General features: G+C 66.6%; 27 protein-coding genes and 1 tRNA gene. 14 read left to right on the top strand and 14 right to left on the bottom strand.

The annotated features are described in order from the left end of the window. The first annotated feature begins 171 nt into the window (after positions 1–171). Positions 172–1,089, top strand: a complete 918-nt coding sequence (gene lpxC / locus HWX76_RS05520; protein WP_089488148.1) for a UDP-3-O-acyl-N-acetylglucosamine deacetylase — start codon at positions 172–174, stop codon at positions 1,087–1,089. A gap of 83 nt (positions 1,090–1,172) precedes the next feature. On the opposite strand, the gene HWX76_RS05515 is transcribed toward lpxC, so the two are convergent. Further along, on the bottom strand, positions 1,173–1,649 hold the full coding sequence (locus tag HWX76_RS05515; RefSeq protein WP_050013898.1) for a DUF721 domain-containing protein: 477 nt from the start codon (positions 1,647–1,649) through the stop codon (positions 1,173–1,175). Between the two features lie 256 nt (positions 1,650–1,905). On the opposite strand from HWX76_RS05515, the gene secA reads away from it, so the two are divergent. The 4 genes from secA to HWX76_RS05495 all read left to right on the top strand — a co-directional run bounded on the left by secA (position 1,906) and on the right by HWX76_RS05495 (position 7,426). Further along, entirely contained in the window at positions 1,906–4,713 is a 2,808-nt protein-coding gene (secA, locus tag HWX76_RS05510; RefSeq protein ID WP_050013897.1) for a preprotein translocase subunit SecA, read from the top strand. Between the two features lie 142 nt (positions 4,714–4,855). After that, a complete protein-coding gene (argJ, locus tag HWX76_RS05505; protein ID WP_089488150.1) occupies positions 4,856–6,097 on the top strand; it encodes a bifunctional glutamate N-acetyltransferase/amino-acid acetyltransferase ArgJ in 1,242 nt (413 codons plus the stop codon). Between the two features lie 19 nt (positions 6,098–6,116). Beyond that, complete coding sequence (locus HWX76_RS05500) at positions 6,117–6,986, top strand: ATP-binding protein (RefSeq protein WP_050013895.1); 870 nt, start codon at positions 6,117–6,119, stop codon at positions 6,984–6,986. Further along, on the top strand, positions 6,983–7,426 hold the full coding sequence (locus tag HWX76_RS05495) for an NUDIX domain-containing protein (RefSeq protein WP_006487137.1): 444 nt from the start codon (positions 6,983–6,985) through the stop codon (positions 7,424–7,426). The genes HWX76_RS05500 and HWX76_RS05495 overlap by 4 nt, the downstream gene beginning before the upstream one ends. Positions 7,427–7,479: 53 nt before the next feature. Here HWX76_RS05495 and HWX76_RS05490 read toward each other — a convergent pair whose 3' ends face one another. From HWX76_RS05490 to HWX76_RS05450, 9 genes are all read right to left on the bottom strand, one after another. Further along, positions 7,480–7,680, bottom strand: coding sequence for a DNA gyrase inhibitor YacG (locus HWX76_RS05490; RefSeq protein WP_011544509.1), 201 nt, complete (start codon positions 7,678–7,680; stop codon positions 7,480–7,482). 28 nt (positions 7,681–7,708) lie between these two features. Next, positions 7,709–8,464, bottom strand: coding sequence for a cell division protein ZapD (gene zapD, locus HWX76_RS05485; protein ID WP_050013893.1), 756 nt, complete (start codon positions 8,462–8,464; stop codon positions 7,709–7,711). A gap of 109 nt (positions 8,465–8,573) precedes the next feature. Further along, on the bottom strand, positions 8,574–9,182 hold the full coding sequence (coaE, locus tag HWX76_RS05480; protein ID WP_050013892.1) for a dephospho-CoA kinase: 609 nt from the start codon (positions 9,180–9,182) through the stop codon (positions 8,574–8,576). A 1-nt stretch (position 9,183) separates the two neighbouring features. Continuing rightward, complete coding sequence (locus HWX76_RS05475; RefSeq protein WP_050013891.1) at positions 9,184–10,095, bottom strand: A24 family peptidase; 912 nt, start codon at positions 10,093–10,095, stop codon at positions 9,184–9,186. 46 nt (positions 10,096–10,141) lie between these two features. Then, positions 10,142–11,353 carry a type II secretion system F family protein gene (locus HWX76_RS05470; RefSeq protein ID WP_176015585.1) on the bottom strand — a complete coding sequence of 404 codons (1,212 nt, stop codon included), beginning with the start codon at positions 11,351–11,353 and terminating at the stop codon, positions 10,142–10,144. Next, on the bottom strand, positions 11,350–12,627 hold the full coding sequence (locus HWX76_RS05465) for an ATPase, T2SS/T4P/T4SS family (RefSeq protein WP_176015584.1): 1,278 nt from the start codon (positions 12,625–12,627) through the stop codon (positions 11,350–11,352). The genes HWX76_RS05470 and HWX76_RS05465 overlap by 4 nt, the downstream gene beginning before the upstream one ends. A 116-nt stretch (positions 12,628–12,743) precedes the next feature. Beyond that, a complete protein-coding gene (locus HWX76_RS05460; RefSeq protein WP_050013888.1) occupies positions 12,744–14,036 on the bottom strand; it encodes an HlyC/CorC family transporter in 1,293 nt (430 codons plus the stop codon). Between the two features lie 140 nt (positions 14,037–14,176). Next, positions 14,177–14,253, bottom strand: a tRNA-Pro gene (locus tag HWX76_RS05455). A gap of 149 nt (positions 14,254–14,402) precedes the next feature. Continuing rightward, on the bottom strand, positions 14,403–15,398 hold the full coding sequence (locus tag HWX76_RS05450; protein WP_050013887.1) for a polyprenyl synthetase family protein: 996 nt from the start codon (positions 15,396–15,398) through the stop codon (positions 14,403–14,405). A 210-nt stretch (positions 15,399–15,608) separates the two neighbouring features. On the opposite strand from HWX76_RS05450, the gene rplU reads away from it, so the two are divergent. The 4 genes from rplU (at position 15,609) to proB (ending at position 18,723) form a co-directional block, all read left to right on the top strand. Beyond that, a complete protein-coding gene (gene rplU / locus HWX76_RS05445; protein ID WP_004194344.1) occupies positions 15,609–15,920 on the top strand; it encodes a 50S ribosomal protein L21 in 312 nt (103 codons plus the stop codon). Positions 15,921–15,944: 24 nt separating this feature from the next. Further along, positions 15,945–16,208: a 50S ribosomal protein L27 gene (gene rpmA / locus HWX76_RS05440; protein WP_006476999.1), complete on the top strand. Its 264-nt coding sequence runs from the start codon at positions 15,945–15,947 to the stop codon at positions 16,206–16,208. 186 nt (positions 16,209–16,394) lie between these two features. Beyond that, positions 16,395–17,507 carry a GTPase ObgE gene (gene obgE / locus HWX76_RS05435; protein ID WP_050013886.1) on the top strand — a complete coding sequence of 371 codons (1,113 nt, stop codon included), beginning with the start codon at positions 16,395–16,397 and terminating at the stop codon, positions 17,505–17,507. A 97-nt stretch (positions 17,508–17,604) separates the two neighbouring features. Beyond that, complete coding sequence (gene proB, locus HWX76_RS05430) at positions 17,605–18,723, top strand: glutamate 5-kinase (RefSeq protein WP_124637949.1); 1,119 nt, start codon at positions 17,605–17,607, stop codon at positions 18,721–18,723. 98 nt (positions 18,724–18,821) lie between these two features. Here proB and HWX76_RS05425 read toward each other — a convergent pair whose 3' ends face one another. Next, complete coding sequence (locus HWX76_RS05425) at positions 18,822–19,430, bottom strand: CNP1-like family protein (protein WP_050013884.1); 609 nt, start codon at positions 19,428–19,430, stop codon at positions 18,822–18,824. A gap of 13 nt (positions 19,431–19,443) precedes the next feature. Further along, the gene (locus HWX76_RS05420) at positions 19,444–20,088 is read right to left on the bottom strand and encodes an RNA pyrophosphohydrolase (protein WP_050013883.1); all 645 of its coding nucleotides are present in this window, start codon (positions 20,086–20,088) and stop codon (positions 19,444–19,446) included. A gap of 218 nt (positions 20,089–20,306) precedes the next feature. On the opposite strand from HWX76_RS05420, the gene HWX76_RS05415 reads away from it, so the two are divergent. Together HWX76_RS05415 and HWX76_RS05410 are read left to right on the top strand one after the other, a co-directional pair. Next, positions 20,307–22,043, top strand: a complete 1,737-nt coding sequence (locus tag HWX76_RS05415) for a proline--tRNA ligase (RefSeq protein WP_050013882.1) — start codon at positions 20,307–20,309, stop codon at positions 22,041–22,043. A gap of 21 nt (positions 22,044–22,064) precedes the next feature. After that, positions 22,065–22,673, top strand: a complete 609-nt coding sequence (locus HWX76_RS05410) for a MarC family protein (protein WP_050013881.1) — start codon at positions 22,065–22,067, stop codon at positions 22,671–22,673. Positions 22,674–22,762: 89 nt separating this feature from the next. On the opposite strand, the gene HWX76_RS05405 is transcribed toward HWX76_RS05410, so the two are convergent. Together HWX76_RS05405 and ffh are read right to left on the bottom strand one after the other, a co-directional pair. Beyond that, positions 22,763–23,314, bottom strand: a complete 552-nt coding sequence (locus HWX76_RS05405) for a hypoxanthine-guanine phosphoribosyltransferase (protein WP_023477519.1) — start codon at positions 23,312–23,314, stop codon at positions 22,763–22,765. A 94-nt stretch (positions 23,315–23,408) separates the two neighbouring features. Beyond that, positions 23,409–24,776 carry a signal recognition particle protein gene (gene ffh / locus HWX76_RS05400; protein WP_050013880.1) on the bottom strand — a complete coding sequence of 456 codons (1,368 nt, stop codon included), beginning with the start codon at positions 24,774–24,776 and terminating at the stop codon, positions 23,409–23,411. Positions 24,777–24,865: 89 nt separating this feature from the next. Here ffh and ccsA point away from each other — a divergent pair, with 89 nt between their 5' ends. From ccsA to ampD, 3 genes are read left to right on the top strand one after another with little or no spacing between them, the layout of a single operon-like run. Then, positions 24,866–25,759 carry a cytochrome c biogenesis protein CcsA gene (ccsA, locus tag HWX76_RS05395; protein WP_050013879.1) on the top strand — a complete coding sequence of 298 codons (894 nt, stop codon included), beginning with the start codon at positions 24,866–24,868 and terminating at the stop codon, positions 25,757–25,759. Positions 25,760–25,772: 13 nt separating this feature from the next. Continuing rightward, positions 25,773–26,093, top strand: a complete 321-nt coding sequence (locus HWX76_RS05390) for a PP0621 family protein (protein WP_124630573.1) — start codon at positions 25,773–25,775, stop codon at positions 26,091–26,093. Continuing rightward, the gene (ampD, locus tag HWX76_RS05385) at positions 26,090–26,680 is read left to right on the top strand and encodes a 1,6-anhydro-N-acetylmuramyl-L-alanine amidase AmpD (protein ID WP_050013877.1); all 591 of its coding nucleotides are present in this window, start codon (positions 26,090–26,092) and stop codon (positions 26,678–26,680) included. The genes HWX76_RS05390 and ampD overlap by 4 nt, the downstream gene beginning before the upstream one ends. Positions 26,681–26,847: the final 167 nt, after the last annotated feature.

Genomic DNA, 26,847 nt, shown 5'->3' with positions numbered 1-26,847 from the left:
TGACCGGAAACGCCTCCGTTCCGGGCATTGGCCCGTCCCGTATCGGCGCGGGTAAACAGACGAAACAGATTGATACGCAGTTTCAAACAGCGTTGAATTGGGAATTACGCTATAATCTCGCCTATCGAATATAACTCCTGATTGATATCTTCAATCAAGACGAAGAAGACCATGTTGAAGCAGCGCACCATCAAATCCATCGTGAAGACCGTGGGTATCGGTCTCCACTCGGGCCGCAAGGTCGAACTGACGCTCCGTCCGGCTGCGCCGGGCACGGGTATCGTGTTCACGCGCGTCGACCTGCCCACGCCCGTCGATATCCCGGCCTCCGCGATGTCGATCGGCGACACGCGGCTCGCGTCGGTGCTGCAGAAGGATGGCGCGCGCGTGTCGACGGTCGAGCACCTGATGTCGGCGTGCGCCGGCCTCGGCATCGACAACCTCTATGTCGACGTGACGGCCGAGGAAATCCCGATCATGGACGGCAGCGCCGCGTCCTTCGTGTTCCTGATTCAATCTGCCGGCATCGAAGAGCAGAACGCGCCGAAGCGCTTCATCCAGGTGAAGAAGCCGGTCGAAATCCGCGATGGCGACAAGTTCGCGCGTCTCGATCCGTATTTCGGCTTCAAGCTGAAGTTCACGATCGACTTCCGTCACCCGGCCGTCGACAAGACCGGCCAGGAATTGGAGGTCGATTTCGCGAATACGTCGTACGTGCGCGAGATCGCGCGCGCGCGCACGTTCGGTTTTGCCCATGAAGTCGAAATGATGCGCGAGCTGGGTCTCGCCCGCGGCGGCAGCATGGACAACGCGATCGTGCTCGACGAGTACCGGATCCTGAACAACGACGGGCTGCGCTACGACGACGAGTTCGTGAAGCACAAGATGCTCGATGCGATCGGCGACCTCTACGTGGTCGGCCATCCGCTGCTGGCATCGTACACCGCGTACAAGTCGGGCCACGGGCTGAACAATGCGCTGCTGCGCGAGCTGCTCGCACACGAAGACGCGTACGACATCGTGACGTTCGACGATCCGCAGGCTGCGCCGAAGGGGTTCGCGTTCGACGCGCAGACGGCCTTCGCGTGACCGGCATTCGTTACCGCAAGCGATAAAAAAGCGACCCTCGGGTCGCTTTTTTGTTGGCTGGCCGCCGCTGGCGGCCGGGGCAGTCAGCGCGGTTTCGCGCCGTGCCGCGCCGCCATCCGTGCGAGCGCAGCCTGCAGCGGCGACGGTTCGAGGTGGTCGGCGAGGTCGCGCAGCGCGGCGGCGCCGGTCGACGTCATCCGCGCCTGCTTCACGTGCGGCGGCTCCGGCGCGTCCTTCGGCCGCACGCGCACGCGCAGCGTCGTCACGGGCCAGCCGCGCTTCTGGAGATCGCCGAGCAGTCGCACTTCGACTTGTCGCAGCCGGGCGGCCAGCGCATTGTGCGCGGCAAAGAGGGTCAGGGTGCCGTCCTTGATGAAGCCCGGTTCGACGTGATTCGCCAGATAGTCGGGCAGGCACGCGCCGAGGTCGCGCTGCAGCGACGCGATCTGCTCGACGCCGGCGCGCAGCGCCGCGAATGCGTCGGTACGACCGAGCACTTCGGACACGGGTTGCGGGCGATAGGCGGCGAGCGGGCCGAAACGCTTGGAAAATCGGTTCATCGAGGCTTTCTTCGAGCGCGCACGCGCGCGGACGTTGCAGCCGATTGTACCCGCGCCGGCCCGCGCACGGGCGGCTTTCGCCCACGCCCACCCGGCCCCGGCGCGCAATGGCCGTTCGGCCGGGACGCAGGCGCATGCGGCCCCGCGTGCTAAAATTCGTCGTTTGAGTCCACTAATTCGCTAAGCCGCCGAGGCTCGGGCGCCGGGGCGCGCAACACGCGCCGGGCGCCGGTGCTGCGACGCAGGATCCGATCCGATGACAACCGGTTTTCTCCAGAAAATTTTTGGCAGCCGCAACCAGCGGCTCGTCAAGCAATACCAAAAGACCGTCGCGACGATCAATGCGCTCGAAACGCAGATCGAGCAGCTGACGGACGACCAGTTGCGCGGCAAGACGGACGAATTCCGCCAGCGGGTCGCGGCCGGCGAGTCGCTCGACAAGCTGCTGCCCGAGGCCTTCGCGGTCTGTCGCGAGGCGAGCCGCCGCGTGCTGAAGATGCGGCACTTCGACGTGCAGATGATCGGCGGCATGGTGCTCCACTACGGCAAGATCGCGGAAATGCGCACCGGCGAGGGCAAGACGCTCGTCGCGACGCTGCCCGTGTACCTGAACGCGCTGGCCGGCCGCGGCGTGCACGTCGTGACCGTCAACGATTACCTCGCGCAGCGCGACGCCGAATGGATGGCGCGCCTCTACAACTTCCTCGGTCTGTCGGTCGGCATCAACCTGTCCGGCATGGAGCACGACCAGAAGCAGCAGGCGTACGCGGCGGACATCACGTACGGCACGAACAACGAATTCGGCTTCGACTACCTGCGCGACAACATGGTCTACGAGACCGACGCGCGCGTGCAGCGGGCACTGAATTTTGCAGTCGTCGACGAAGTGGACTCGATCCTGATCGACGAAGCGCGGACGCCGCTGATCATTTCGGGCCAGGCCGAGGATCACACCGAGCTGTACGTGCGGATGAACGCACTGCCGCCGCTGCTCGAGCGCCAGATCGGCGAAGAGAAGGCCGACGGCACGGGCGTCGAGAAGCCGGGCGACTACACGCTCGACGAGAAGGCGCGCCAGGTATTCCTGACGGAATCGGGCCACGAGAAGGCCGAGCGCCTGCTCGCCGAATGGGGCCTGATCGGCGAGGGCGAGAGCCTGTACGCGCCGCAGAACATCACGCTGATGCACCACGTGTACGCCGCGCTGCGCGCCCACACGCTGTTCCACAAGGATCAGCACTACGTCGTGCAGAACGGCGAAGTGGTCATCGTCGACGAATTCACGGGCCGCCTGATGGCCGGCCGCCGCTGGTCCGACGGCCTGCACCAGGCGGTCGAGGCGAAGGAGCACGTGAAGATCCAGAGCGAGAACCAGACGCTCGCGTCGATCACGTTCCAGAACTACTTCCGGATGTACGCGAAGCTGGCCGGCATGACCGGCACCGCGGACACCGAAGCGTACGAATTCAACGAGATCTACGGCCTCGAGACGGTCGTGATCCCGACCAACCGCCCGCCGAAGCGGATCGACAAGCAGGACCAGATCTACAAGACGGCCAAGGAGCGCTACGACGCGGTGATCCGCGACATCCGCGACTGCTACGAGCGCGGCCAGCCGGTGCTGGTGGGCACGACCTCGATCGAGAACTCCGAGCTGCTGTCGCACCTGCTGAAGCAGGCCGGGCTGCCGCACGAAGTGCTGAACGCGAAGCAGCACGAGCGTGAAGCGGCGATCGTCGCGGAAGCCGGCCGTCCGAAGCGCATCACGATCGCGACCAACATGGCCGGTCGCGGTACCGACATCGTGCTCGGCGGCAACGCCGAGAAGCAGGCCGCGTTCATCGACGCCGACGACGCGATCCCGGCCGACGAAAAGGCACGCCGCATCAAGCAGCTGCACGACGAGTGGGAAACGCTGCACGAGCAGGTGAAGGCCGCGGGCGGCCTGCACATCATCGGTACCGAGCGCCACGAATCGCGCCGGATCGACAACCAGCTGCGCGGCCGTGCGGGCCGCCAGGGCGATCCGGGCTCGTCGCGCTTCTATCTGTCGCTCGACGATCCGCTGCTGCGCATCTTCGCGGGCGACCGCGTGCGCTCGATCATGGATCGCCTGAAGATGCCGGAAGGCGAGGCGATCGAGGCGGGTATCGTCACGCGGTCGATCGAATCGGCGCAGCGCAAGGTCGAAGCGCGCAACTTCGACATCCGCAAGCAGCTGCTCGAATACGACGACGTGTCGAACGACCAGCGCAAGGTGATCTACCAGCAGCGCAACGAGCTGCTCGAAGCGCACGACATCACCGAGACGATCACCGCGATGCGTCACGGCGTGATCACCGAGGTCGTCCGCCAGTTCGTGCCGGAAGGCAGCATCGAAGAGCAGTGGGACGTGCCCGAGCTCGAGGAAGCGCTGCGCAACGACTGGCAGCTCGACCTCGCGATCCAGGAAATGGTGAACGAGTCGTCGTCGATCACGGCCGAGGAGATTCTCGACGCGGTGACGACGGCCGCCGACGAGCAGTACGACGCGAAGGTCGCGCTGGTCGGCCGCGAATCGTTCAGCGCGTTCGAGCGTTCGGTGATGCTGCAGACGGTCGACCGCCTGTGGCGCGAGCACCTCGCGGCGCTCGACCACCTGCGTCAGGGCATCCATCTGCGCGGCTATGCGCAGAAGAATCCGAAGCAGGAGTACAAGCGCGAGGCGTTCGAGCTGTTCGCCGCGATGCTCGACGCGATCAAGCAGGAAGTCACGCGCGTCGTGATGAACGTGCAGATCCAGTCGCCGGAGCAGCTCGAGGAGGCGGCCGAGCAGATCGAGGAGCGCGGCGGTCATCTCGAGAACGTCGAATACCAGCACGCCGACTACGCGGACGCCGGTGCGCCGGTCGCGAACGTCACGGCCGCCGCGGCGGCCACGGCGGCCACGGCGACGGCCGACATGGTCGGCAGCGCGATGACGCACAGCGGCCCCGGCGGCGAAATGCCGAAGGTCGGCCGCAACGACCCGTGCCCGTGCGGCAGCGGCAAGAAGTACAAGCAATGTCACGGGAAGCTGTCATGATCGGCGGCGGCGCGCGTCACGCGTGCCGCGTCGTTCGCAGCGTCGAGTCAGTGATGTGAGTTGTGGCGGCCCGCGTGGGGCCGCCGGTTCTTCCAATCGATGCCGGCGCATGCCGGCATTTTCCATCCGGCAGGTGTGCCCCATGGCTGTCAATTTTCCGTCGATCGATCCCGCCCAACTGCATCCCGTCGCCGGCGTCACGCTCGGCTGGGCGGAAGCGAACATCCGCAAGCCGAATCGCAAGGACGTGCTGGTCATTTCCGTCGACGAAGGCGCGACGGTCGCGGGCGTGTTCACCGAAAATCGTTTCTGCGCGGCGCCGGTCACCGTCTGCCGCGAGCACCTGGCGAAGGTCCGTGCGGGCGGCGCGGGCATCCGCGCGCTGGTCGTGAATACGGGCAATGCGAACGCGGGCACCGGCGAGCCGGGCCTCGTGAACGCACGCGAGACCTGCACGGAGCTCGCGCGTCTCGCGGGCATCGCGCCGGCGCAGGTGCTGCCGTTCTCGACCGGCGTGATCCTCGAGCCGCTACCGATCGACCGCCTGAAGGCCGGCCTGCCGGCCGCGCTCGCGAACCGCCAGGCCGCGAACTGGTTCGACGCCGCGCAGGCGATCATGACGACCGACACGCTGCCGAAGGCGACGTCGCGCCAGGTGACGATCGACGGTCACACGGTCACGCTGACGGGCATCAGCAAGGGCGCGGGCATGATCAAGCCGAACATGGCGACGATGCTCGGCTTCCTCGCGTTCGACGCGAACGTCGCGCAGCCGGTGCTCGACACGCTGGTGAAGGAAGTCGCCGACCGCTCGTTCAACTGCATCACGATCGACGGCGACACGTCGACGAACGACTCGTTCATCCTGATCGCATCGGGCAAGAGCTCGCTGCCGGCCATCACGTCGACCGATTCGCCGGCCTATGCGGTGCTGCGCGACGCGGTGACGGAAGTCGCTCAGGTGTTGTCGCAACTGATCGTGCGCGACGGCGAAGGCGCGACGAAATTCATGACGGTGCAGGTCGAAGGCGGCAAGAGCGTCGCCGAATGCCGCCAGATCGCGTACGCGATCGGCCATTCGCCGCTCGTGAAGACGGCCTTCTACGCATCCGACCCCAACCTGGGCCGGATTCTCGCGGCGATCGGCTATGCGGGCGTCGCGGATCTCGACGTCGGCAAGATCGACCTCTATCTGGACGACGTGCTAGTCGCGAAGGCGGGCGGCCGCAACCCGGCCTACCAGGAAGAGGACGGCCAGCGCGTGATGAAGCAGAGCGAGATCACGATCCGCGTGCTGCTCGGTCGTGGCGACGCGCAGGCCACCGTCTGGACGTGCGACCTGTCGCACGATTACGTGAGCATCAACGCGGATTACCGCTCCTGATCGGGAGCGCTCGAACGACATGGACAAGCTTGAACAGTTTCTGACGCGCGCGGAAGCGCTGCTCGGCCGTCTCGAAGGAATGCTGCCGCCCGCACCGGCGGCCATCGACTGGAACGCGGCGCACGCGTTCCGCTGGCGCAAGCGCCAGGGGCGCGGCTACCTGCAGCCGGTACCGGCCGTGTCGTCGATCACGCTCGGCGACCTGCACAACATCGATCGCCAGAAAGTGCTGATCGACCAGAACACGCGGCAGTTCGTGCAGCGCAAGCCGGCCAACAACGTGCTGTTGACCGGCGCGCGCGGCACCGGCAAGTCGTCGCTGATCAAGGCGTGCTTGAATGCGTACGCGAACGACGGGCTGCGCCTGATCGAAGTCGACAAGGACGACCTGCACGATCTCGGCGACATCGTCGACCTGATCTCGCAGCGTCCGGAGCGGTTCATCGTGTTTTGCGACGACCTGTCGTTCGAGGACGGCGAATCGGGCTACAAGGCGCTGAAGGTCGCGCTGGACGGGTCGATCGCCGCGCAGTCGGACAACGTGCTGATCTACGCGACGTCGAACCGCCGCCATCTGCTGCCCGAGTACATGAGCGACAACGAATCGTACAAGCATCTGCCGGACGGCGAGATTCACCCCGGCGAAGTCGTCGAGGAGAAGATCTCGCTGTCGGAGCGCTTCGGCCTGTGGGTCAGCTTCTATCCGTTCAAGCAGGACGACTACCTCGACATCGTCGCGCACTGGCTGCGTCACTTCGGCTGCCCGGATGCGGAGATCGAGACCGCGCGCGGCGACGCGCTCGTATGGGCGCTCGAGCGCGGCTCGCGTTCGGGCCGCGTCGCGTGGCAGTTCGCGCGGGACTGGTCGGGCCGCAAGGAGCAGGCATGAGCGCGGATCTGGCACAGGGCGCCGTGCGGGCGCCGGACGGTCGCAAGGTGACCGAAGTCGCGGTCGGCGTGATGGTGCAGCCGGACGGCAGGTACCTGCTCGCGCAACGCCTGCAGGGGAAGCCGTACGAAGGTTACTGGGAGTTTCCGGGCGGCAAGCTGGAGGCCGGCGAAAGCGTCGAGGACGCGCTGGCGCGCGAGCTGCACGAGGAACTCGGCATCGAAGTCACGGCCAGCCATCGCTGGCACACGCTCGAGCACGATTATCCGCACGCGTATGTGCGGCTCTATTTCTGCAAGGTGACGGGCTGGACGGGCGAGCCGCACAGCAAGGAAGGGCAGGCGTTCGTGTGGCAGCAGCTACCGGTCGAGGTCGCGCCGCTGTTGCCGGCGGCGCTGCCGGTGCTCGAACTGCTCGAGAAGGAAGCGGCGTCGCAATGACGCCGCGGCGGCCTGCCGGAAAGGCGGGCCGTATCGGCGGACGGGGGCGTCGCTCAGCTGTCGCGGCGGTTGTCCGTGCCGTCTTCTTCCGACGACGGACCCTCGTCGGAGGCGCCGCCGATCCGATACTTTTCCGCGGCCCATGCGCCGAGGTCGAGCTGCTTGCAGCGGGCCGAACAGAAGGGACGGAACTTGTTTTCAGGCGTCCAGCGCACTTCGGCGCCGCACGAAGGACATTTCACAACGGTAGTCATACGAAAGCATCGATCCGGCACGTGGCCGTTACAGATTACACAGTGTCAGATGGAACGGCACGTCGATGTCCACCGCGCGCGGCCGTACATCGCCGTCCTGCATGGTGAACCGTACCCACAGCATGTATTTGTTGGCGCTCGCTTCGGGAATGACGCGCAGCTCCGGCGGCACCCGTACCTGCATCAGCTGGTAGGTGCGGCCGGACAGCATCTGCTGGTAGCTGCCCTGCATCGCCATGACCTTCGACGCCTGACCCGATTCGCGCGCGAGCCGCAGCACGATCGCCGCGGCGTCGCGCAACGGCAGCATCGGCAGGACCCACTTCGCGATGTCCTGGCGCCGCTGCTCCGCAGGCCATTGCTGCCACGCGTAGTACGACGGCAGGTCGAACTTGCAGGTACCGCCCGGAATCACCGCGCGGCTGCGGATGCTGGCGAGCCACTCGTTGTCGACGAGGTGCTGGCCGGTCTTGCCCTGCATCTGCGCGAGATTCGCGAGCGTTTGCTCGATTTCACCGAGCACGGCTTCGAGCGCGTTCTGCTCGATGCCCGGATTGCCGCGAAAGGGGGCGAGCGTCTGGCGCTGACGTTCGAGCTCCTTCATCAGATCCGATTTCAGGTCCGCGCGGCCCGTTACCTCGGCGATTTCGAACAGCGTCGTCAGCGCGACGTGGTGTTCACGCGGGTCCTCCTGAGCCAAAAAGAACGTGAAGCGCTCGAACAGATCTTCGAGACGCAACAGCGTGCGAATTCGCTCGTTGAACGGATACTCGTAAAGAATCAAGCGCGCTCGCCTCTTGGGTAGGGATTGAAACAATGAAGGACATTCTAATGCCCCCTCTCTACCCTAGCAACGCGCCAATTTCGTACACCATCACGATTGCGCGCGATGCTCAGTGCGCGGCGGCCGCGAATTCGACATAGCGTTGGTGCAGTGCATCGACCTGCGCGGCGAGCGCGTCGGGCGTGAGCGCGTCGTTGACGATCACGTCGTCGGCCGCCGCGAGGCGGGCTTCGCGCGACGCCTGTCGCGCGATGATCGCTTCGACCTGTTCGCGCGTGAAACCGTTGCGCCGCATCACGCGCGCGATCTGCGTTTCGACCGGGCAGTCGACGACGAGCACGCGATCGCTGCGCGCCTTCCAGGTGCCCGACTCGACGAGCAGCGGCACGACGAACATTACGTACGGGCCCCGCGCTTTGCGCGCGTCGCGATCGGTCTCCGCGCGGATCAGCGGATGCGTGATCGCTTCGAGGCGCCGGCGCGCGGCGTCGTCGCTGAAGATCAGCGTGCGCATCTTCGCGCGATCGAGCGAGCCGTCGGCGGCCACGAAGTCGCGACCGAAAGCCTGCTCGATCGCGGGCATCGCGAGGCCGCCCGGCGCGGTGATGCGGTGGGCAATCAGGTCGGTATCGACGAGCGATGCGCCACGGGCGCCGAACAGGTCGGCAACGGTCGTCTTGCCGCTGCCGATGCCGCCCGTGAGTCCTACGGAAAACATGTCAGCCTCCGAGCGCCGCATAGAAAGGGGTGCCGAAAAACAGCGTGGCGACGCCGCCGGCCGCGAGGAACGGGCCGAACGGAATCGGCTCCTCGAAGCGCATGCGGCCGCGCCAGGTTGCGACGAGCCCGACGATCGCGCCGGTCACCGCCGCGAACAGCACGACCTGCGGCAGCGCGGCCCAGCCCATCCATGCGCCGAGCGCGGCAAGCAGCTTCAGGTCGCCGAAACCGATGCCCTCGATGCCGCGCAGCCATTTGAACAGCCAGTAGATCGACCACAGGAACAGGTAGCCGGCCATCGCGCCGATCACGGCCGAGCGCAGCGACGTGAAGGTGCCGCCGAGGTTCAGCACGAGCCCTGCCCACAGCAGCGGCAGCGTCATCGAGTCGGGCAGGTAGCCGGTCCGGATATCGATCGCGCTCATCGAGAGCAGCGCCGCGCACAGCGCGAACGCGGCAAGCGCGGCGACGGTCGGGCCGAACGCCGCGAGCGAGCCGGCGGCGAGCCCTGCGCACGCGATCTCGACGAGCACGTAGCGGATGCCGATCGCATGGCCGCAGCGCCGGCAGCGCCCGCGCAGCATCAGGTAGCTGACGAGCGGGATGTTTTCCCACGCGCGCAATACGTGGCCGCAATGCGGGCAGGCACTGCGCGGGCGCCACAGATCGTAGCGCGGCGGATAACCGTCGTCGGGCGGGGCGCTCGCGGTGCCCGTCGCCTCGGCGATCTCGGCCTGCCACGCGCGCTGCATCATCACGGGCAACCGGTGCACGACCACGTTCAGGAAGCTGCCGATGCAAAGGCCGACGACGACCGCGAACGCATACTGCAGCGCGGGCGGCAGCATCGCCAGCGCGAGCAGCGTGCTCTCGGGCGAATCGGAAACGGCGGACAGGGGCGCGGGCGTCATGAGGCTCAAGGTTCGGACTTAAAAGGCGACAGAATCGGTTGCGATGCTACACCACGTTGCCGAGTTGAAGGATCGGCAGATACATCGCAATCACGAGACCGCCGACGAGTGCGCCCAGCACGATCACGATCAACGGTTCGCCGAGCGCCGCGAGCGCATCGAGGCGCGCGTCCAGCTGGCGTTCGCACAGCGCGGCGATGTCGGCGAGCATCGTGTCGAGCGCACCGGTTTCCTCGGCGACGGCGATCGGCTGCACGACGTCGTCCGGAAAGCAGCCGGCCGAATGCATCGCATCGGCCAGACGTACGCCGCGCAACACGCGTGCGGCGATGTGCGCGGTGGCGTGCGCGAACACCGGGTGGCCGGCCGTGCGCTCCAGCGTGGCGAACGCATCGGCGAGCGGCACGCCGGCGCCGAGCAGGGTCGCCAGCGAACGGCACCAGCGTGCGGCGGCGTACCGCTCGAGCGCGCTGCCTGCGAGCGGAGCGCGCAGCAGGCGCCGCGCGAGCGCGTGACGCAGCGCGGCCGAGCGCCGCAGCGCGTGCCGCGCGGCGAGGCCCGTGGCGGCCGCGCCGGCCAGGAGTACGCCGCCCCACGCCGACAGCGCGGAGGACAGCGCGAGCAGCGCGCGGGTCGGCGCGGGCAGCGCGGCGCCGAAACCGTCGAAGATCTGCCGGAAGGTCGGCACGACCCACATCATCAATGCAGCGGAGATCGCGAGCCCGAACAGGATGACGGCGGCCGGATACGCGAGTGCGGCGCGCAGCTTGCGCCATTGCGCATCGGCGCGCTCGCGGTGTTCCGCGACCCGTGTCAGCACGACGCCGAGCGAACCGGACGCTTCGCCGACCTCGATCAACTGACGATACAGCGTGCCGAATTGCGATGGATAGCGTGCGAGCGCATCGGCGAAGCGCCGGCCGCCGACGATCTCGCGGGCGAGACCCGCGGCAATGCGCGGCACGCCGTCGCGCGTGCGGGTGCGCGCGAGCATCTCGAGCGACGGCGCGAGCGGCAGGCCGGCCTGCAGCAGGCTCGCGAGCTGGTGCGTGAAGCGCGTGATGTCGCGCGCGGCCGCCGTAGGCGGACGGGCCGGCCCGCGGACGTCGAGCGACAGTACCGCGATGCCGTCGCGCGCGAGCGTGGCGCGCGCGGCCGAGGCGTCGAACGCGATGACGATCCCGCGGCGTGGAGAGCCGTCGCGATGGCGGCCGCGCCATGCGAAGCGGGTTTCGCGCGGCGGCGTGCGCACGTTCACGCGGCGGGGGTGGCGGCGACGGCTTCCGCGAGGCTCGTCGTGCCGTCCATGACGCGCGCGAATGCCGCGTCGCGTAGCGTGCGCACGCCCTCGGCCGCCACGCAGTGCGCGAGTTCGCCGACGCTCGCCCGCGCGACGATGCGCTCGGCCAGCGCGGGCGAGACCGGCATCGTCTGATGCAGGCCGATGCGGCCGCGATAGCCGATCCCGTGACAGGCGGAACAGCCGCGCGCGACGAACGGCCGCCAGCCGGCCGCCAGCGCCGCCGGGTCGCAGCCGGATTCCCGCAGCGCGCGCGCCGATGCGTCCGAAGGCGCGCGGCAGTGAACGCACAGGCGCCGGACGAGGCGTTGCGCGGTGACGAGGTGCAGCGCGGCGGCGAGGTTGTACGGCGCGACGCCGATGTCGAGCAGCCGCGCGACGGCTGCCGGCGCGTCGTTCGTGTGCAGCGTCGACAACACGAGATGGCCGGTCTGCGCGGCCTTGATCGCGACGTCGGCCGTCTCCGCATCGCGAATCTCGCCGACCATGATGACGTCCGGGTCCTGTCGCAACAGCGCGCGCAGCGCCGTCGCGAACGTGAGCCCCGCCTTGTCGGCGACGCCGACCTGATTGATTCCGTCGAGCTGGATCTCGACGGGATCCTCGACCGTGCAGACGTTGTGCGCGTCGCGATCGAGCATTTGCAGCGCGCAGTAGAGCGACAGCGTCTTGCCGCTGCCGGTCGGGCCCGTGACGAGCACGAGGCCATGCGGCGCGCGGATCGCGGCCTCCATCGCGGCCGCCTGCCGCGCATCGAAGCCGAGGTTGGCCAGCGTGAGATCGGGCGGCAGCGTTTCGAGCCGCCGCAGCACGAGCTTTTCGCCGAACAGCGTGGGCAGCGAACTGACACGATAGTCGCCGCGCGTGCCGCCGTCGATCGCGATGCGCAGCCGGCCGTCCTGCGGAAGCCGCCGCTCGGCGATGTCCATGCGCGAGAGCACCTTGATCCGCGTGACGAGCGCATCGCGCAGGTGCAGCGGCGGTCGCGCGTGTTCATGCAGCACGCCGTCGATGCGCAGACGGATGCGCCAGCCGGCTTCGAACGGCTCGACGTGGATGTCCGACGCGTCGCGCACGCGCGCCGCGTGCAGCGTGTCCGTCAGCAGCCGTACGGCGGGGGCATCGTCGAGCTGGGCCGCATCGAGTGCATGGGGCGCGTCGGCGGGCGGCGCGCCGGCGTGCGCGGGCGCCGACCGCGCGTGTAGCGACGCCGCGGAGGAAGGAAAGTGCATGTGAGCCGGCACGCTGGCCGCCAGTTGACCGTGATGCGCAGATCATCGCGCGTCGCGGCCAGCGCCGGCAGTCGGCCGTTCGGCTAGCGCTAGCCCGTTATTAGCGTGAACCGGCCCTAGCGCGAGGCGGCGCGCACGGTGCGCGTGCCGCGCGGCTTGAAGAGCTTGACGGTGCGTACTGCCTGATCGTCGCTGCGCATCACCTCGAGCATCACGTCGCCGATTTTCAGGCACACGTCGTCTTCCGGAATTTCCTCGAGGATCTCGAGTACCAGTCCGTTCAGCGTCTTCGGCCCGTCGGTCGGCAGTTTCAGGTGCAGCCAGCGGTTCAGCTCGCGCAGCGGCATGCTGGCCGACACGATGCATTCGCCGTTCTCGTCCCAGCCGCCCGCGCGTTCGCTGCGCGGCATCGACGTCGTGAATTCGCCGATCAGTTCCTCGATGATGTCCTCGGGCGTGACGAGCCCTTCGAGTTCGCCGTACTCGTTGACGACGAGCGCGGTGCGCTGTCGGGTTTCCTGGAAGAACTGGAGCTGCTGGACCACCGGCGTGCCGGACGGCACGTAGTACGGTTCGGCGAGCAGCGCGCGGAGCGTCTCGCGGTCGAAATCCTGGTTGTGCAGCCCGGTGAGCGTCTTGCGCACGTGCAGCACGCCGAGCACCTTGTCGATGTCGCCTTCGTAGACGACCAGCCGGTTGTGATAGCAGGTTTCGAGCTGATGCAGGATGTCGTCGAGCGGCGCGTAGAAGTTGAGCGACTCGATCTGGCGGCGCGGGACCATCACGTCGTCGACCGTGATGTTCTCGAGGTCGAACAGGTTGAGCAGGATGCTGCGGTGCTTGGTCGGCATGAAACTGCTCGATTCGAGCACGATGGCGCGCAGCTCGTCGGCCGACATCCGCTGGTCGCGGCCCGTCTTCGTGTTGATGCGCAGTACCCACAGCACGCCGTTCGCGAGCGCGTTGACGAACCACACGACCGGCTTGAACACGCGCATCAGCGGGGCGATCACGAGGCTCGCGGGCAGCGCGATGCGTTCGGGGAACGTCGCGCCGACGATCTTCGGCGCGATTTCCGCGAACACGATGATCAGGAACGCGACGACGCCGGTGGCGATCGACAGCGCGAGGTTGTTGCGGCCGAACGTATGGAGCGCGAGCGACGTCGTGAGGACCGGGATGATCGTGTTGAACAGGTTGTTGCCGATCAGGATCACGCTGAGCAGCAAGTCAGTGCGCGTGAGAAGCCCCTGCGTGGTTTTCGCGCCGAGTGCGCCTTGACCTGCGAGATGCTTCAGCCGATGGCGGTTGAGCGCCATCATCGCGGTCTCGGAAATGGAAAAGAAGCTGGAACAGAGAAGAAGCAGGAAGACGGCGCCGATTTGCGCCCATAAGGGAATTTGGTCCACGCGTTGGAAAGGGCAGTGAAGGACAGGGATGGGGGAAATATAGCAGAGGCCGGCGACCGCGATGTGTCGCGCGCGACACGAGGGCCCGCGGCGGCCGGACGAAAAAAAACCGTGCACGCGGTGCACGGTTTTTTTAAATCTGGTCGGGGTGAGAGGATTCGAACCTCCGGCCTCTACGTCCCGAACGTAGCGCTCTACCAGGCTAAGCTACACCCCGATTTTTGCTCTTCCGACTTCGCCGTCTTCGTTAAGAATCGCTGCGTCGTCACAAGCAAGAACGTAACTATAACGATGTTTTTTCTAAAAGGGAATACTTTGATGAAGAAAATTTTCGAGACAACGCATCGCTTCGCGTTCGCGGCGTGTTTACGATTGCCGCGACGTCGAGTATGAGCACAACCCGAGCAGGCTTTCCTTGTAGATCGAATCGGGGAACGCGGCAATCGCGGCGGCGGCCGCCTGCGCTTCCTGGCGTGCGCATTCAAGCGTGTGATCGAGCGCGCCCGAGCGCGTGATCGCTTCGAAAATCGTGTCGAAGCGATCGGTGCCGCCGTGTTCGATCGCCTCGCGTGCGAGCGCCGACTGTTCGGGCGTGCCGCGCTCGATCAGATAGATGAGCGGCAGCGTCGGCTTGCCTTCGCGCAGGTCGTCGCCGGCATTCTTGCCCATTGCCTCGGCGGTGCCCGCATAGTCGAGCCAGTCGTCCATGATCTGGAACGCGGTGCCGATCCGGCGGCCGTATTCGGCGGCGGCGGCCTCGGTCGGCGCATCGGCGCCCGCGAGCACCGCGCCCAGGCGCGCCGACGCCTCGAACAGCTTCGCCGTCTTGTAGCGGATCACCTGCATGTAGCGCGTTTCGTCGACGTCCGCGTCGTGCATGTTGAGGAGCTGCAGCACCTCGCCTTCCGAAATGATCGTCGTCGCTTCGGACAGGATCTCCATCACGCGCATCTTGCCGACGCCGACCATCATCTCGAACGAGCGCGAGTAGAGGTAGTCGCCTACCAGCACGCTCGCCGCGTTGCCGAACAGCGCATTGGCCGTCTGGCGGCCGCGGCGCAGCTCGGATTCGTCGACGACGTCGTCATGCAGCAGCGTGGCCGTGTGGATGAACTCGACGACGGCGGCCAGCACGTGCCGCTGGTGCGACGTTTCGCCGAGCGCGCCGGCGACGAGCAGCAGCAACGCCGGACGCAGCCGCTTGCCGCCCGCGCCGATGATGTATTCGGCGATCTGGTTGATCAGCAGCACGTCGGACGCGAGGCTTTGCCGGATAACGCGATTCACCTGCTCCATGTCGCTGGTGATCGGGGCGAGCAGGTGGGCGGCGCTGAGGGTGGGGGAGGCGGTGGACGACGACATGATGATGGAATTGGGTGATGCGGCGGATTATAAGTCGAATCCGCGATATGCCGGTCTGTCAGACGTACCAGCGGCGCGATTTTGGCCGTCCGGCCGAAGCCCGCGCGCGGCAATCGTCGATCGGCTTTGACTTGGATGCTAAGCCCATGTATAATCACGTGTTTTCCGCGCGTGGTGTGCGGAAAAATTGGATCCAGAGTGAGGTTCTCAATGTACGCGGTCATAAAAACCGGCGGCAAGCAGTACAAGGTTGCCGTTGGCGAAAAACTCAAAGTAGAACAGATACCGGCTGACATTGACGCTGAAATCACGCTCGACCAGGTTCTCGCAGTGGGCGAAGGCGAATCGATTCAGTTCGGTACGCCGCTGGTCAGTGGGGCTTCCGTCAAGGCCACCGTTGTGTCGCACGGTCGTCATGCCAAGGTCACCATCTTCAAGATGCGTCGCCGGAAGCACTACCAAAAGCACGGCGGCCACCGCCAGAACTACACTGAGCTGCGCATCGACGCGATCAACGCGTAAGCGCCTCGGTAAAGGAGCAATCAGATGGCACACAAAAAGGCAGGCGGCTCTTCCCGGAACGGCCGCGACTCCGAGTCGAAACGTCTCGGCGTGAAAGTGTACGGCGGCCAGGCAATCAACGCTGGCGGCATCATCGTGCGTCAGCGCGGCACGCGCATGCACGCTGGCGAGAACGTCGGCATGGGCAAGGATCACACCCTGTTCGCGCTGGTCGACGGTCACGTCAAGTTCGCGACGAAGGGCGCGGACAAGAAGCATCTGGTCATCGTCGTCCCGGCGGCTGCCTAAGTCAGGCACCCACGGGCTTCGTAGCCGAAAGGCCCCGCAGTCTTCGCGGGGCCTTTTTTATTGGGTCGCCGCCCGCCAGTGCGGACCGGCGACCCTCGCGCAACCGGCGGTCGATCGGCCGAACGGCAGATTGTTCAAGCGTGCTGGCGCGCGGCACAATAGCGGAAATACTGGGCGGAGTGACGAATGAAGTTCATTGACGAAGCACGAATCGAAGTCATCGCCGGCGACGGAGGCGATGGCAGCGCGTCGATGCGCCGCGAGAAATTCGTCCCGTTCGGCGGGCCGGACGGCGGCGACGGCGGCCGGGGCGGCAGCGTTTACGCGATCGCCGACCGCAACATCAACACGCTGATCGACTACCGTTACGCGAAGAAGCACCTCGCGCGCAACGGCGAAAACGGTCGCGGCTCGGATTGCTACGGCAAGGGCGGCGACGACGTCACGCTGCGCATGCCGGTCGGCACGATCATCAGCGACATGGAAACGGGCGAGCTGATCGCCGACCTGACCGAGCACGACCAGCAGGTGATGCTCGCGCAGGGCGGCGCCGGCGGTCTCGGCAACCTGCATTTCAAGTCGAGCACGAACCGCGCGCCGCGCCAGAAGACGGACGGCAAGCCGGGCGAGCGGCGCATGCTGAAGCTCGAGCTGAAGGTGCTCGCCGACGTCGGCCTGCTCGGCATGCCGAACGCGGGGAAGTCGACCTTCATCTCGTCGGTGTCGAATGCGAAGCCGAAGATCGCCGACTACCCGTTCACGACGCTTGCGCCGAATCTCGGCGTGGTGCGGGTCGGCCCGAGCAAGAGCTTCGTGATCGCCGATATCCCGGGGCTGATCGAAGGGGCGGCCGAAGGCGCGGGCCTCGGGCATCAATTCCTGCGTCACCTGCAGCGTACCGGCGTGCTGCTGCATCTGGTCGATCTCGCGCCGTTCGACGAAAGCGTCGATCCGGTCGCGGAAGCGACGGCGATCGTCGGCGAACTGCGCAAGTATGACGAGGCGCTCTACGAGAAGCCGCGCTGGCTCGTGCTCAACAAGCTGGACATGGTGCCGGAAGACGAGCGCGAGGCGCGCGTCGCGGATTTCCTCGACCGCTTCGGCTGGGACGGCCCGGTGTTCGAGATCTCGGCGCTGACGGGCCAGGGCTGCGAAGCACTGTGCTACGCGATCTACGACTACCTCTCCGAACATTCGGACGCGCATCGCGCGGCGGAGGCGGAGGATCTCGCGGCGGACGTGCGTTTCCGCGATGCGCCGCCGGCGAAGGGCGGCGCGGCCCCGGGCGACGACGCCTGAACGGTCAGGCGGTCAGATCACGCGCCGGGCGTGCCGCCCGGCGTCGGCGTTCCATCGCGCCCGGCGGGCCGGCATCAGATACAGGAGACAGTGCAGGATGCGTTCGATCATCGCGGATTCGAAGCGATTGGTGGTGAAAGTGGGTTCCAGCCTCGTGACCAACGACGGCAAGGGGCTCGATCATGCTGCAATCGGCCGCTGGGCAGCCCAGATCGCCGCGTTGCGTGCGCAGGGCAAGGAAGTCGTGCTCGTCAGTTCGGGCGCGATTGCCGAAGGCATGCAGCGGCTCGGCTGGAGCAAGCGGCCGCGGGAAATCGACGAGCTGCAGGCCGCTGCCGCGGTCGGCCAGATGGGGCTCGCGCAAGTCTACGAGAGCCGCTTCACCGAGCACGGCATCCGCACTGCGCAGATCCTGCTCACGCACGCCGATCTGGCGGACCGCGAGCGCTACCTGAATGCGCGCTCGACGCTGCTCACGCTGCTGCGGCTCGGCGTCGTGCCGATCATCAACGAAAACGACACGGTCGTGACCGACGAAATCAAGTTCGGCGACAACGACACGCTCGGCGCGCTCGTCGCGAACCTGATCGAAGGCGATGCGCTGATCATCCTCACCGACCAGTCGGGGCTGTTCACGGCCGATCCGCGCAAGGACCCGAATGCGAAGCTCGTCGGCGAGGCCAATGCGGGCGCGCCGGAGCTCGAGGCGATGGCGGGCGGGGCCGGTTCGAGCCTCGGTCGCGGCGGGATGCTGACGAAGATCCTCGCGGCGAAGCGTGCGGCCCACAGCGGCGCGAATACCGTGATCGCGAGCGGCCGGGAGTCCGACGTGCTCGTGCGCCTGGCGGCCGGCGAGGCGATCGGCACGCAACTGATCGCCCGTACCGCGCGGATGGCGGCACGCAAGCAATGGATGGCCGACCATCTGCAGGTGCGCGGCCATGTCGTGATCGACGCGGGCGCGGTCGAGAAGCTGACGGCCGGCGGCAAGAGCCTGCTGCCGATCGGCGTGATCGACGTGCAGGGCGCGTTCGCGCGCGGCGAGGTGATCGCGTGCGTCGGCCCGGACGGGCGCGAGGTGGCGCGCGGGCTCACGAACTACAGCAGCGCGGAAACGAAGCTGATTCACCGCAAGCCGAGCGGCGAGATCGAGACCGTGCTCGGCTACATGCTGGAGCCCGAACTGATTCATCGCGACAACCTCGTGCTGGTGTGAGCGCCGGCCAAATGCCGCCGTTCAAATGAAAAAGCCCGCGCGATGCGGGCTTTTTTGTCCGGCGGGAGGGCGATGCGGACGACCCGCATCGCGTGCCGTCAGCGCAACTGCGTCATCGCGGTGCGGTGGAACCGGATGTTTTCGAGGATCTGCCGGGTCGAGCCCTGCGGCATCTTGTTCGCGCAGAAGTAGTCCTGGTAGAGCGCGGAGTGGTAGGCGTTCAGCTCGCCGTTCTCGATGCGCCGCCAGTCGTTCTCGACGGTGCGATCCCAGCCGTTGTGGTCCGAGTTCAGGCCGGCGTACTGGCGCCATTCGTAGGTGTCGCAGCGGATGCCTTCGTAGTTCACGTTGCGCGCACCGGCCGGGCTCGTGACGACGACTGCGTAGCGCACGACGCCGTCGCTGCCGACCTCGAGGGACTTCGCATCGACGAAGAACTTCAGCGGTGTGTTCTGCGACACGTTGAACGGCAGCAGATCGCCCGTTTGCGGCAGCGGCGGCAGCGTGTCGACGGCGTTTTCCTTCCAGGTTCCCTGACGGTCGAGCAGGTACACGAACTCGCTGTCATCCTTGTTGGACGGCGCTTTCGAGTTCGCGCAGCCGGCCAGGGCGGCCATCGCGGCGATCGATGCGAGCGCGAGAGCAATCGCTTTCAATATGCATTCCTCGTAAAAAAAGGGCGCGACACCAAGGTCGCGCCCGGTCATGCAGTCCGACTCGTCACTTGCCGACGATCACGTGGGGCGGCATCTCGTCGAGCGTGCTCGCTTCCACTTCGATCTCCGAACAAACCACCGATGCGTCGACAATCGTCAGCGTTTGAGCCTGTGCGCCAATGACGCGCGGATAGCGCGACACACGCGGCCCGCGCGGCTTCTCGGCTCGCTGCGCCGGGCGGCGCAGGAAGCGCGACAGTTCCGTCAGCGCCAACTGATAGACATCCCGCTTGAACTCGATCACCGCATCGAGCGGTACCCAATACTCGTTCCAGCGCCACGCATCGAACTCCGGGTGGTCGGTCGCGCGCAAGCAAATGTCGCAATCGCGTCCAACCATCCGCAGCAGGAACCAGATCTGCTTCTGGCCGCGGTAATGACCGCGTACTTCGCGTTTGATGAACTTGTCAGGCACCTCGTAACGCAACCAGTCGCGGGTGCGGCCGATTATCTTGACGTGTTCCGGATGCAGGCCCGTTTCCTCGTGCAGTTCCCGGTACATCGCCTGCATGGGGGTCTCGCCGTACTTGATCCCACCTTGAGGAAACTGCCAGGAATGCTCGCGGAGCCGCTTGCCCCAAAACACCTCGTTGCGCGCGTTCAAGAGGATGATGCCGACGTTCGGGCGAAAGCCTTCACGATCCAGCATACAACCACCTTCGAATCCTTTAAAATTGCTTTGATTATAAACAGATAACGGGCGCTGCGCACCGTGACGGAGCGAATCCGCGCGGGGCACACCGGCTGAATTGTCCCTGATTAGTCTGCTACGTCATCTGCGCCATCGTCGTTCGCGGCGCGCCGCTTTTTCACCTTGAAACTTTTTCGGGCGCCCCGCCTGGGGGCGCCGTTTTTGGAACCGTCCGCATGAAAGCTTCCCGTTTCTTTATCGGCACCCTGAAAGAGGCACCCGCCGACGCAGAGATCGTCAGCCACAAGCTGATGGTCCGCGCCGGCATGATCCGTCGCGTCGCCGGCGGCATCTACAACTACCTGCCGGTCGGCCTGCGTTCGATTCGCAAGGTCGAGGCGATCGTGCGCGAGGAAATGAACCGGGCGGGCGCCATCGAGCTGCTGATGCCGGCCGTGCAGCCGGCCGAGCTGTGGCAGGAGTCGGGCCGCTGGGAGCAGTACGGCCCCGAGCTGCTGCGCTTCAAGGACCGCAAGGACAACGATTTCGTGATCGGGCCGACGCACGAGGAAGTCGTCACCGACATCGCGCGCAACCAGATCAAGAGCTACCGGCAGATGCCGGTGAACTTCTACCAGATCCAGACGAAGTTCCGCGACGAGATCCGCCCGCGCTTCGGCGTGATGCGCGGCCGCGAATTCATCATGAAAGACGCGTATTCGTTCGACAAGGATGCGGCCGGCCTGAACGAGTCGTACCGCAAGATGTACGACGCGTACGTGCGCATCTTCACGCGCCTGGGCCTCGAGTTCCGCGCGGTCGCGGCCGACAGCGGCTCGATCGGCGGCAACTTCTCGCACGAGTTCCACGTGATCGCCGATACCGGCGAGGACGCGATCGCGTACTGCCCGACGTCCGAATTCGCGGCGAACGTCGAGGCGGCCGAAGCGCTGCCGCTGACGCCTGAGCGCGCGGCGCCGGCCGAAGCGATGGAAAAGGTCGCGACGCCCGGCAAGGCGAAGTGCGAGGCCGTCGCCGAACTGCTGGCGATCCCGCTCGAGCGCACGATCAAGTCGATCGTGCTCGCGACCGACAACGAAGGCGCCGAGCCGACCATCTGGCTCGTGATGCTGCGCGGCGATCACGACCTGAACGAGATCAAGGTGTCGAAGCTGCCGGGCCTGAAGAACCACCGCTTCGCGACCGAGCAGGAAATCGTCGAGTGGTTCGGCACGCCGCCGGGCTATCTCGGCCCGGTCGGCACGAAGAAGCCGGTGAAGGTGATCGCCGACCGTACGGTCGCGAACATGAGCGATTTCGTCGTCGGTGCGAACGAGGTCGACTATCACATCGCGGGCGTGAACTGGGGCCGCGACCTGCCGGAGCCGGACGTCGCCGACGTGCGCAACGTGAAGAAGGGCGATCCGTCGCCGGACGGCAAGGGCGCGATCGACATCTGCCGCGGCATCGAAGTCGGCCACGTGTTCCAGCTCGGCACCAAGTACTCGGAAGCGATGGGCGCGACGTTCCTCGACGAGTCGGGCAAGCCGCAGCCGATGCTGATGGGCTGCTACGGCGTGGGCATCACGCGCATTCTCGGCGCGGCGATCGAACAGAACTTCGACGACCGCGGGATCATCTGGCCCGAGTCGATCGCGCCGTTCGAGGTGGTGCTGTGCCCGATGGGCTATGACCGCAGCGACATGGTGCGCGAGACGGCCGACAAGCTGTACGCGGAACTCGTCGCGGCCGGCATCGACGTGATCCTCGACGATCGCGGCGAGCGCCCGGGCGTGATGTTTGCCGACTGGGAGCTGATCGGCGTGCCGCATCGTCTCGTGATCGGCGAGCGCGGCCTGAAGGAAGGCAAGATCGAGTACCAGGGCCGCCGCGACGCCGAAGCGACGCTGCTGCCGGCCGACACGGCCGCGGCGACGGTCGCCGAAAAGATCCGCGCCGCGCTCGCGCACTAAGCGCGGCGACCGGGGGACACGATGGAATACACGTTCCTGTCGGCCACCGTGCTCCTCGTGCTGATCACGGATCCGCTCGGCAACATCCCGCTGTTCATCACGGCGATGCGGGATGTGCCGCGCGAGCGGCGCGTGAAGCTGATCCTGCGCGAAGTGGGGATCGCGTTCGTGATCCTGCTGTTCTTCATGCTGGTCGGCGACCGCTTCCTGCGGATGATGAGCCTCACCGACCTGTCGCTGCGGCTCGGCGGCGGGATCGTGCTGTTCCTGATCGCGCTGCGGATGATCTTCCCGCATCCGGACGGCGCGCTCGGCAGCGATCCGCGCGCGGGCGGCGAGCCGTTCATCGTGCCGCTCGCGATTCCGGCGCTGGCCGGGCCGTCCGCGCTCGCGACGGTGATGCTGCTGACGTCGCAGGCGCCCGGCAAAATGCTCGAGTGGGTCGGCGCGCTGACGGTCACGATGATCGTCTGCGCGATCACGCTGGTGCTGGCCGAACGGATTCAGGCGTGGCTCGGCGAGCGGACCGTCGCCGCGTTCGAGCGGCTGATGGGCCTCGTGCTCGTCGCGATCTCGGTCGAGATGCTGCTCGCGGGCATTCGCGCGTTCGTGCACCAGTTGCAGCCGTAGCGCGGGCGGCGCGGCGGGCCGACGAAAAAAAGCGGCGCTCCGGGCAACCGGAGCGCCGCTTTCTATTTATATAGCGGACAGCGCGGCGATCAGACGTTCGCGGTCAGCGCGCGGATCGTCGGCAGGTTGCGCCAGTAGCCCTTCGCGTCCATCCCGCAGCCGAACACGTAGCGGTCCGGCACCGAGAAGCCGCAGAAGTCGGGGTGCAGCGGTTTCGCCTTCGCGAGCGTCTTCTCGCACAGCACGGCCGACATGAAGCGCTTCGCGCCCATGTCGAGGATGCGGTCGCGGATCGCGGCCATCGTCTCGCCTTCGTCGAGGATGTCGTCGAGTACGAGCACGATGCGGTCCTTCACCGATTCGCGCGGCGCGACGCGCCAGTGCATCTCCGGGCTGCCCTGCGTCGTGTTGCGGTAGCGGGTCAGGTGGATGTAGTCGAATTCGAGCGGGAAATCGAGATGCGGCAGCAGCATCCCGGTAAACACCGCAGCGCCGCCCATCACCGAGAGAACGAGCGGGAACGCGTCGCCGATCTCGGCGCGGATCGCGTCGGCCATCTTCGAGATCGACGCATTGACGGCGTCGGCCGAGACGATCTCTTCGGAGTGGTCGAAAATGTGGAGGGCTTCTTCGCGGTTCATGTGTTCTGGCGGGCAGTCGGTATACAAATAAGGATGAAGCAGAACGGCAGGCGCGCGCTACGGCAAAAACCCGCGCGCCGGCCGACGGACGTAATCAGCGCATGCCGGGCATCATGCCTTTCAGGCCGCGCATCATCTTCTGCATGTTGCCGCCCTTCAGCTTCTTCATCATCGTACGCATCTGGTCGTACTGGTTCAGCATCCGGTTGACTTCCTGCACCGGCACGCCCGCGCCGGCCGCAATGCGGCGCTTGCGCGTCGCCTTGATGATTTCGGGTTTCGCGCGCTCGGCGGGCGTCATCGAGCTGATGATGCCTTCCATCCGGCGGATCGACTTCTCGGCCTGGCCCATGTCGGCGCCGGCAGCCGCCTGCTGGAATTGCGCGGGGAGTTTGTCCATCAGCGACGACAAACCGCCCATGTTCTTCATCTGCGAGATCTGCGCGCGGAAATCGTTCAAGTCGAAATCGCCGCCTTTCTTGACCTTGTCGGCGAGCTTCTGCGCGGCCTGGACATCGACGCCGCGCTGCGCTTCCTCGACGAGCGCGAGGATGTCGCCCATGCCGAGGATCCGGTTCGCCATCCGGTCGGGGTGGAACACCTCGAGGCCGTCGAGCTTCTCGGCGACGCCGACGAACTTGATCGGCTTGCCCGTGACGTGACGCACCGACAGCGCGGCGCCGCCGCGCGAATCGCCGTCGAGCTTGGTCAGCACGACGCCGGTGAGCGGCAGCGTGTCGTTGAACGCCTTCGCGGTGTTGACGGCATCCTGGCCGAGCATCGCGTCGACGACGAACAGCGTTTCGGCCGGCTTCAGCGCGCCGTGCAGCGCGGCGATTTCCTGCATCATCGCTTCGTCGATGCCGAGGCGGCCGGCCGTGTCGACGAGCAGCACGTCATGGTAGTGGCGCTTCGCCCAGTCGACGGCCGCGAGCGCGATGTCGACGGGCTTCTGGTCCGGCGTGGACGGGAAGAAGTCGGCGCCGACCTGCTCGGTCACCGTTTTCAGCTGCATGATCGCGGCCGGCCGATACACGTCGCACGACACCGTGAGCACCTTCTTCTTGTACTTCTCGCGCAGCAGCTTCGCGAGCTTGCCGACGGTCGTGGTCTTGCCCGCGCCCTGCAGGCCGGCCATCAGGATCACGGCGGGCGGTGTGACCGCGAGGTTCAGCTCGGCGGCCTTGCCTTCGTAGTCGCCGCCGATCACGGCGGTCAGTTCCTTCTGGACCACGCCGACGAGCGCCTGGCCCGGCGACAGGCTGCTGATCACTTCTTCGCCGAGCGCCTTTTCCTTGACCTTGGCGATGAATTCGCGGACGACCGGCAGCGACACGTCGGCTTCCAGCAGCGCGAGACGCACCTCGCGGAGCATCTCCTGCGTGTTCGCCTCGGTGAGCCGGGCCTCGCCGCGCAGCGTCTTGACGACGCGCGCCATCCGTTGAGTGAGATTGTCGAGCATGGGGAGCGATGGACAGTGGGGCCCGAAGGCGCGGCGGAACCGAACAAAGGGAGCCGTCGCGGGAAGGGGGCCTAGTGTAAACTTCGAACATGGATATTGTACTGTATGCCCTCACCGCATTCCTGTACGGCGGCCTCGCCGTCGCAGGCTGGCGCACGCATCGCCAGGGCGCGACGCCGCTCGTCGCGAGCGTGCCGGCCGTGCCGGTCCCTGCATCGGCCGCGTCCGGGATGAGCGGGGCCGGTCGCGCGCTGCTGTTCGCCGCGCTGCTCGCGCACGGCGTGCTGCTCCACATGACGATCTTTCCGAACGACGCGATGGTGTTCGGCTTCGCGTTCGCGCTGTCCGCGATGTTCTGGCTCGGCGCCGGCATCTACTGGATCGAGAGCTTCTTCTTCCCGCTCGACAGCCTGCGCCTGCTGGTGCTGCCGCTCGCGTGCGGCGCGTCGCTGCTGCCGCTCGTGTTCGGCGGCGTGCGGGTGCTGCCTTATGCCGCAGCGCCGCTGTTCAAGCTGCATTTCCTGATCGCGAACATCGCGTACGGCCTTTTCGCGATCGCCGCGCTGCACGCGATCCTGATGCTGATGGTCGAGCGGCGCCTGCAGTCGCTGCGGCACGGCGGGCGCGACGGCTCGACCGGCTGGATCGCGAGCTGGCTCGAAACGCTGCCGCCGCTGCTCACGCTCGAGAAGCTGCTGTTCCGCCTGATCGGCGCCGGCTTCGTGCTGCTGACGCTGACGCTCGCGTCGGGCATCCTGTTCAGCGAACAGGTCGACGCGCGCGCGTTGCGGCTCGACCACAAGACGGTGTTCGCGATCCTGTCGTGGCTGATGTTCGGCGGCCTGCTGGTCGCCCGCAAGACGTCGGGCTGGCGCGGCCGCGGCGCCGCGCGCTGGGTGCTCGTGTCGTTCGCCGCGCTGCTGCTCGCGTATGTCGGCAGCCGATTCGTGTTCGAGGTGCTGCTGCACCGCTCCGTGGTTTGACCGCAGGTTTCCGATGCGACAGATTCTTCTCCTGATCCTTCTCTTCTTCGCCGGTTCTTGGCTCGCGCGCAAGCTGCGCCACGCGCAGGAACAGGCGCAGGCGCGCACCGGCCGCGGCGCCGGTTACGACGGCGCGCCTGGTGCCGGTGTCGGTGGTGGCGCCGCGCGCCCGAACGGCGACGCGCGGTCGCTGCCCGAGCCGATGGTGCGTTGCGCCGAATGCGGCGTGCACGCGCCGAAGGGCGACGCCGTCGCCGCGAGCGGCGAATACTTCTGCAGCGCCGAGCATGCGCAGCGCCACGCCACGCGCGTGAACGGCCGCGACGCGCGATGAGCGACGCGCCGGTGTTGTCGGTCGACGCGAACGGCTGGGTGCGCGAAGCGCGCCATGCGCCGTCGCCGAACTTCGAGGCGCGGCCCGCGGGTGCGGCGCCGACGCTCGTGGTCGTCCACAACATCAGCCTGCCGCCCGGCGAATTCGGCGGCGACGCGATCGAGGCGCTGTTCCTGAATCGCCTCGACTGCGATGCGCACCCCTATTACCAGCGCCACCTGCGCGGCGTGCGCGTGTCCGCCCATTTCCTGATCCGCCGCGGCGGCGAACTCGTGCAGTTCGTGTCGTGCGACGAGCGCGCGTGGCACGCGGGCTCGTCCGAGTTCTTCGGCCGCACCCGCTGCAACGATTTCTCGATCGGCATCGAGCTCGAGGGCGCGGACGACGTCCCGTTCGACGATGCGCAATACGCGGTGCTCGCCGCGCTCTCCCGCGCGCTCGCCGCGCACTATCCGGTCGACGCGTTCGCGGGTCACTCGGACGTCGCGCCGGGCCGCAAGACCGACCCGGGCCCGCACTTCGATTGGCAACGCTTCGCGAGCGATGCCGGTTTTTCCGCCGAATACTTTCCTTTCCGTCAGCACTGATCGCGGGGTTTTTTGAGCGGAGAAAGTTTTTTCTCCGACCAATGCCTTGCCGTGTCTGCGCGCGAGCGATGTCAAGACCTTCGCCGCAAATTATCCGTTTGGACGTCCTCCGAATGTCCACTATACTTGGTGCCAGTTGAGTAGTTCTGTACTAGATATAGTGTGTG

Origin of the sequence: Burkholderia sp. BCC0398 (genome assembly GCF_902833245.1) — a bacterium.
GTDB classification, from domain to species: Bacteria; Pseudomonadota; Gammaproteobacteria; order Burkholderiales; family Burkholderiaceae; genus Burkholderia; species Burkholderia sola.
Note: the sequence above shows the minus strand (reverse complement) of the source record. Positions and strands in the feature narration are given on the sequence as shown.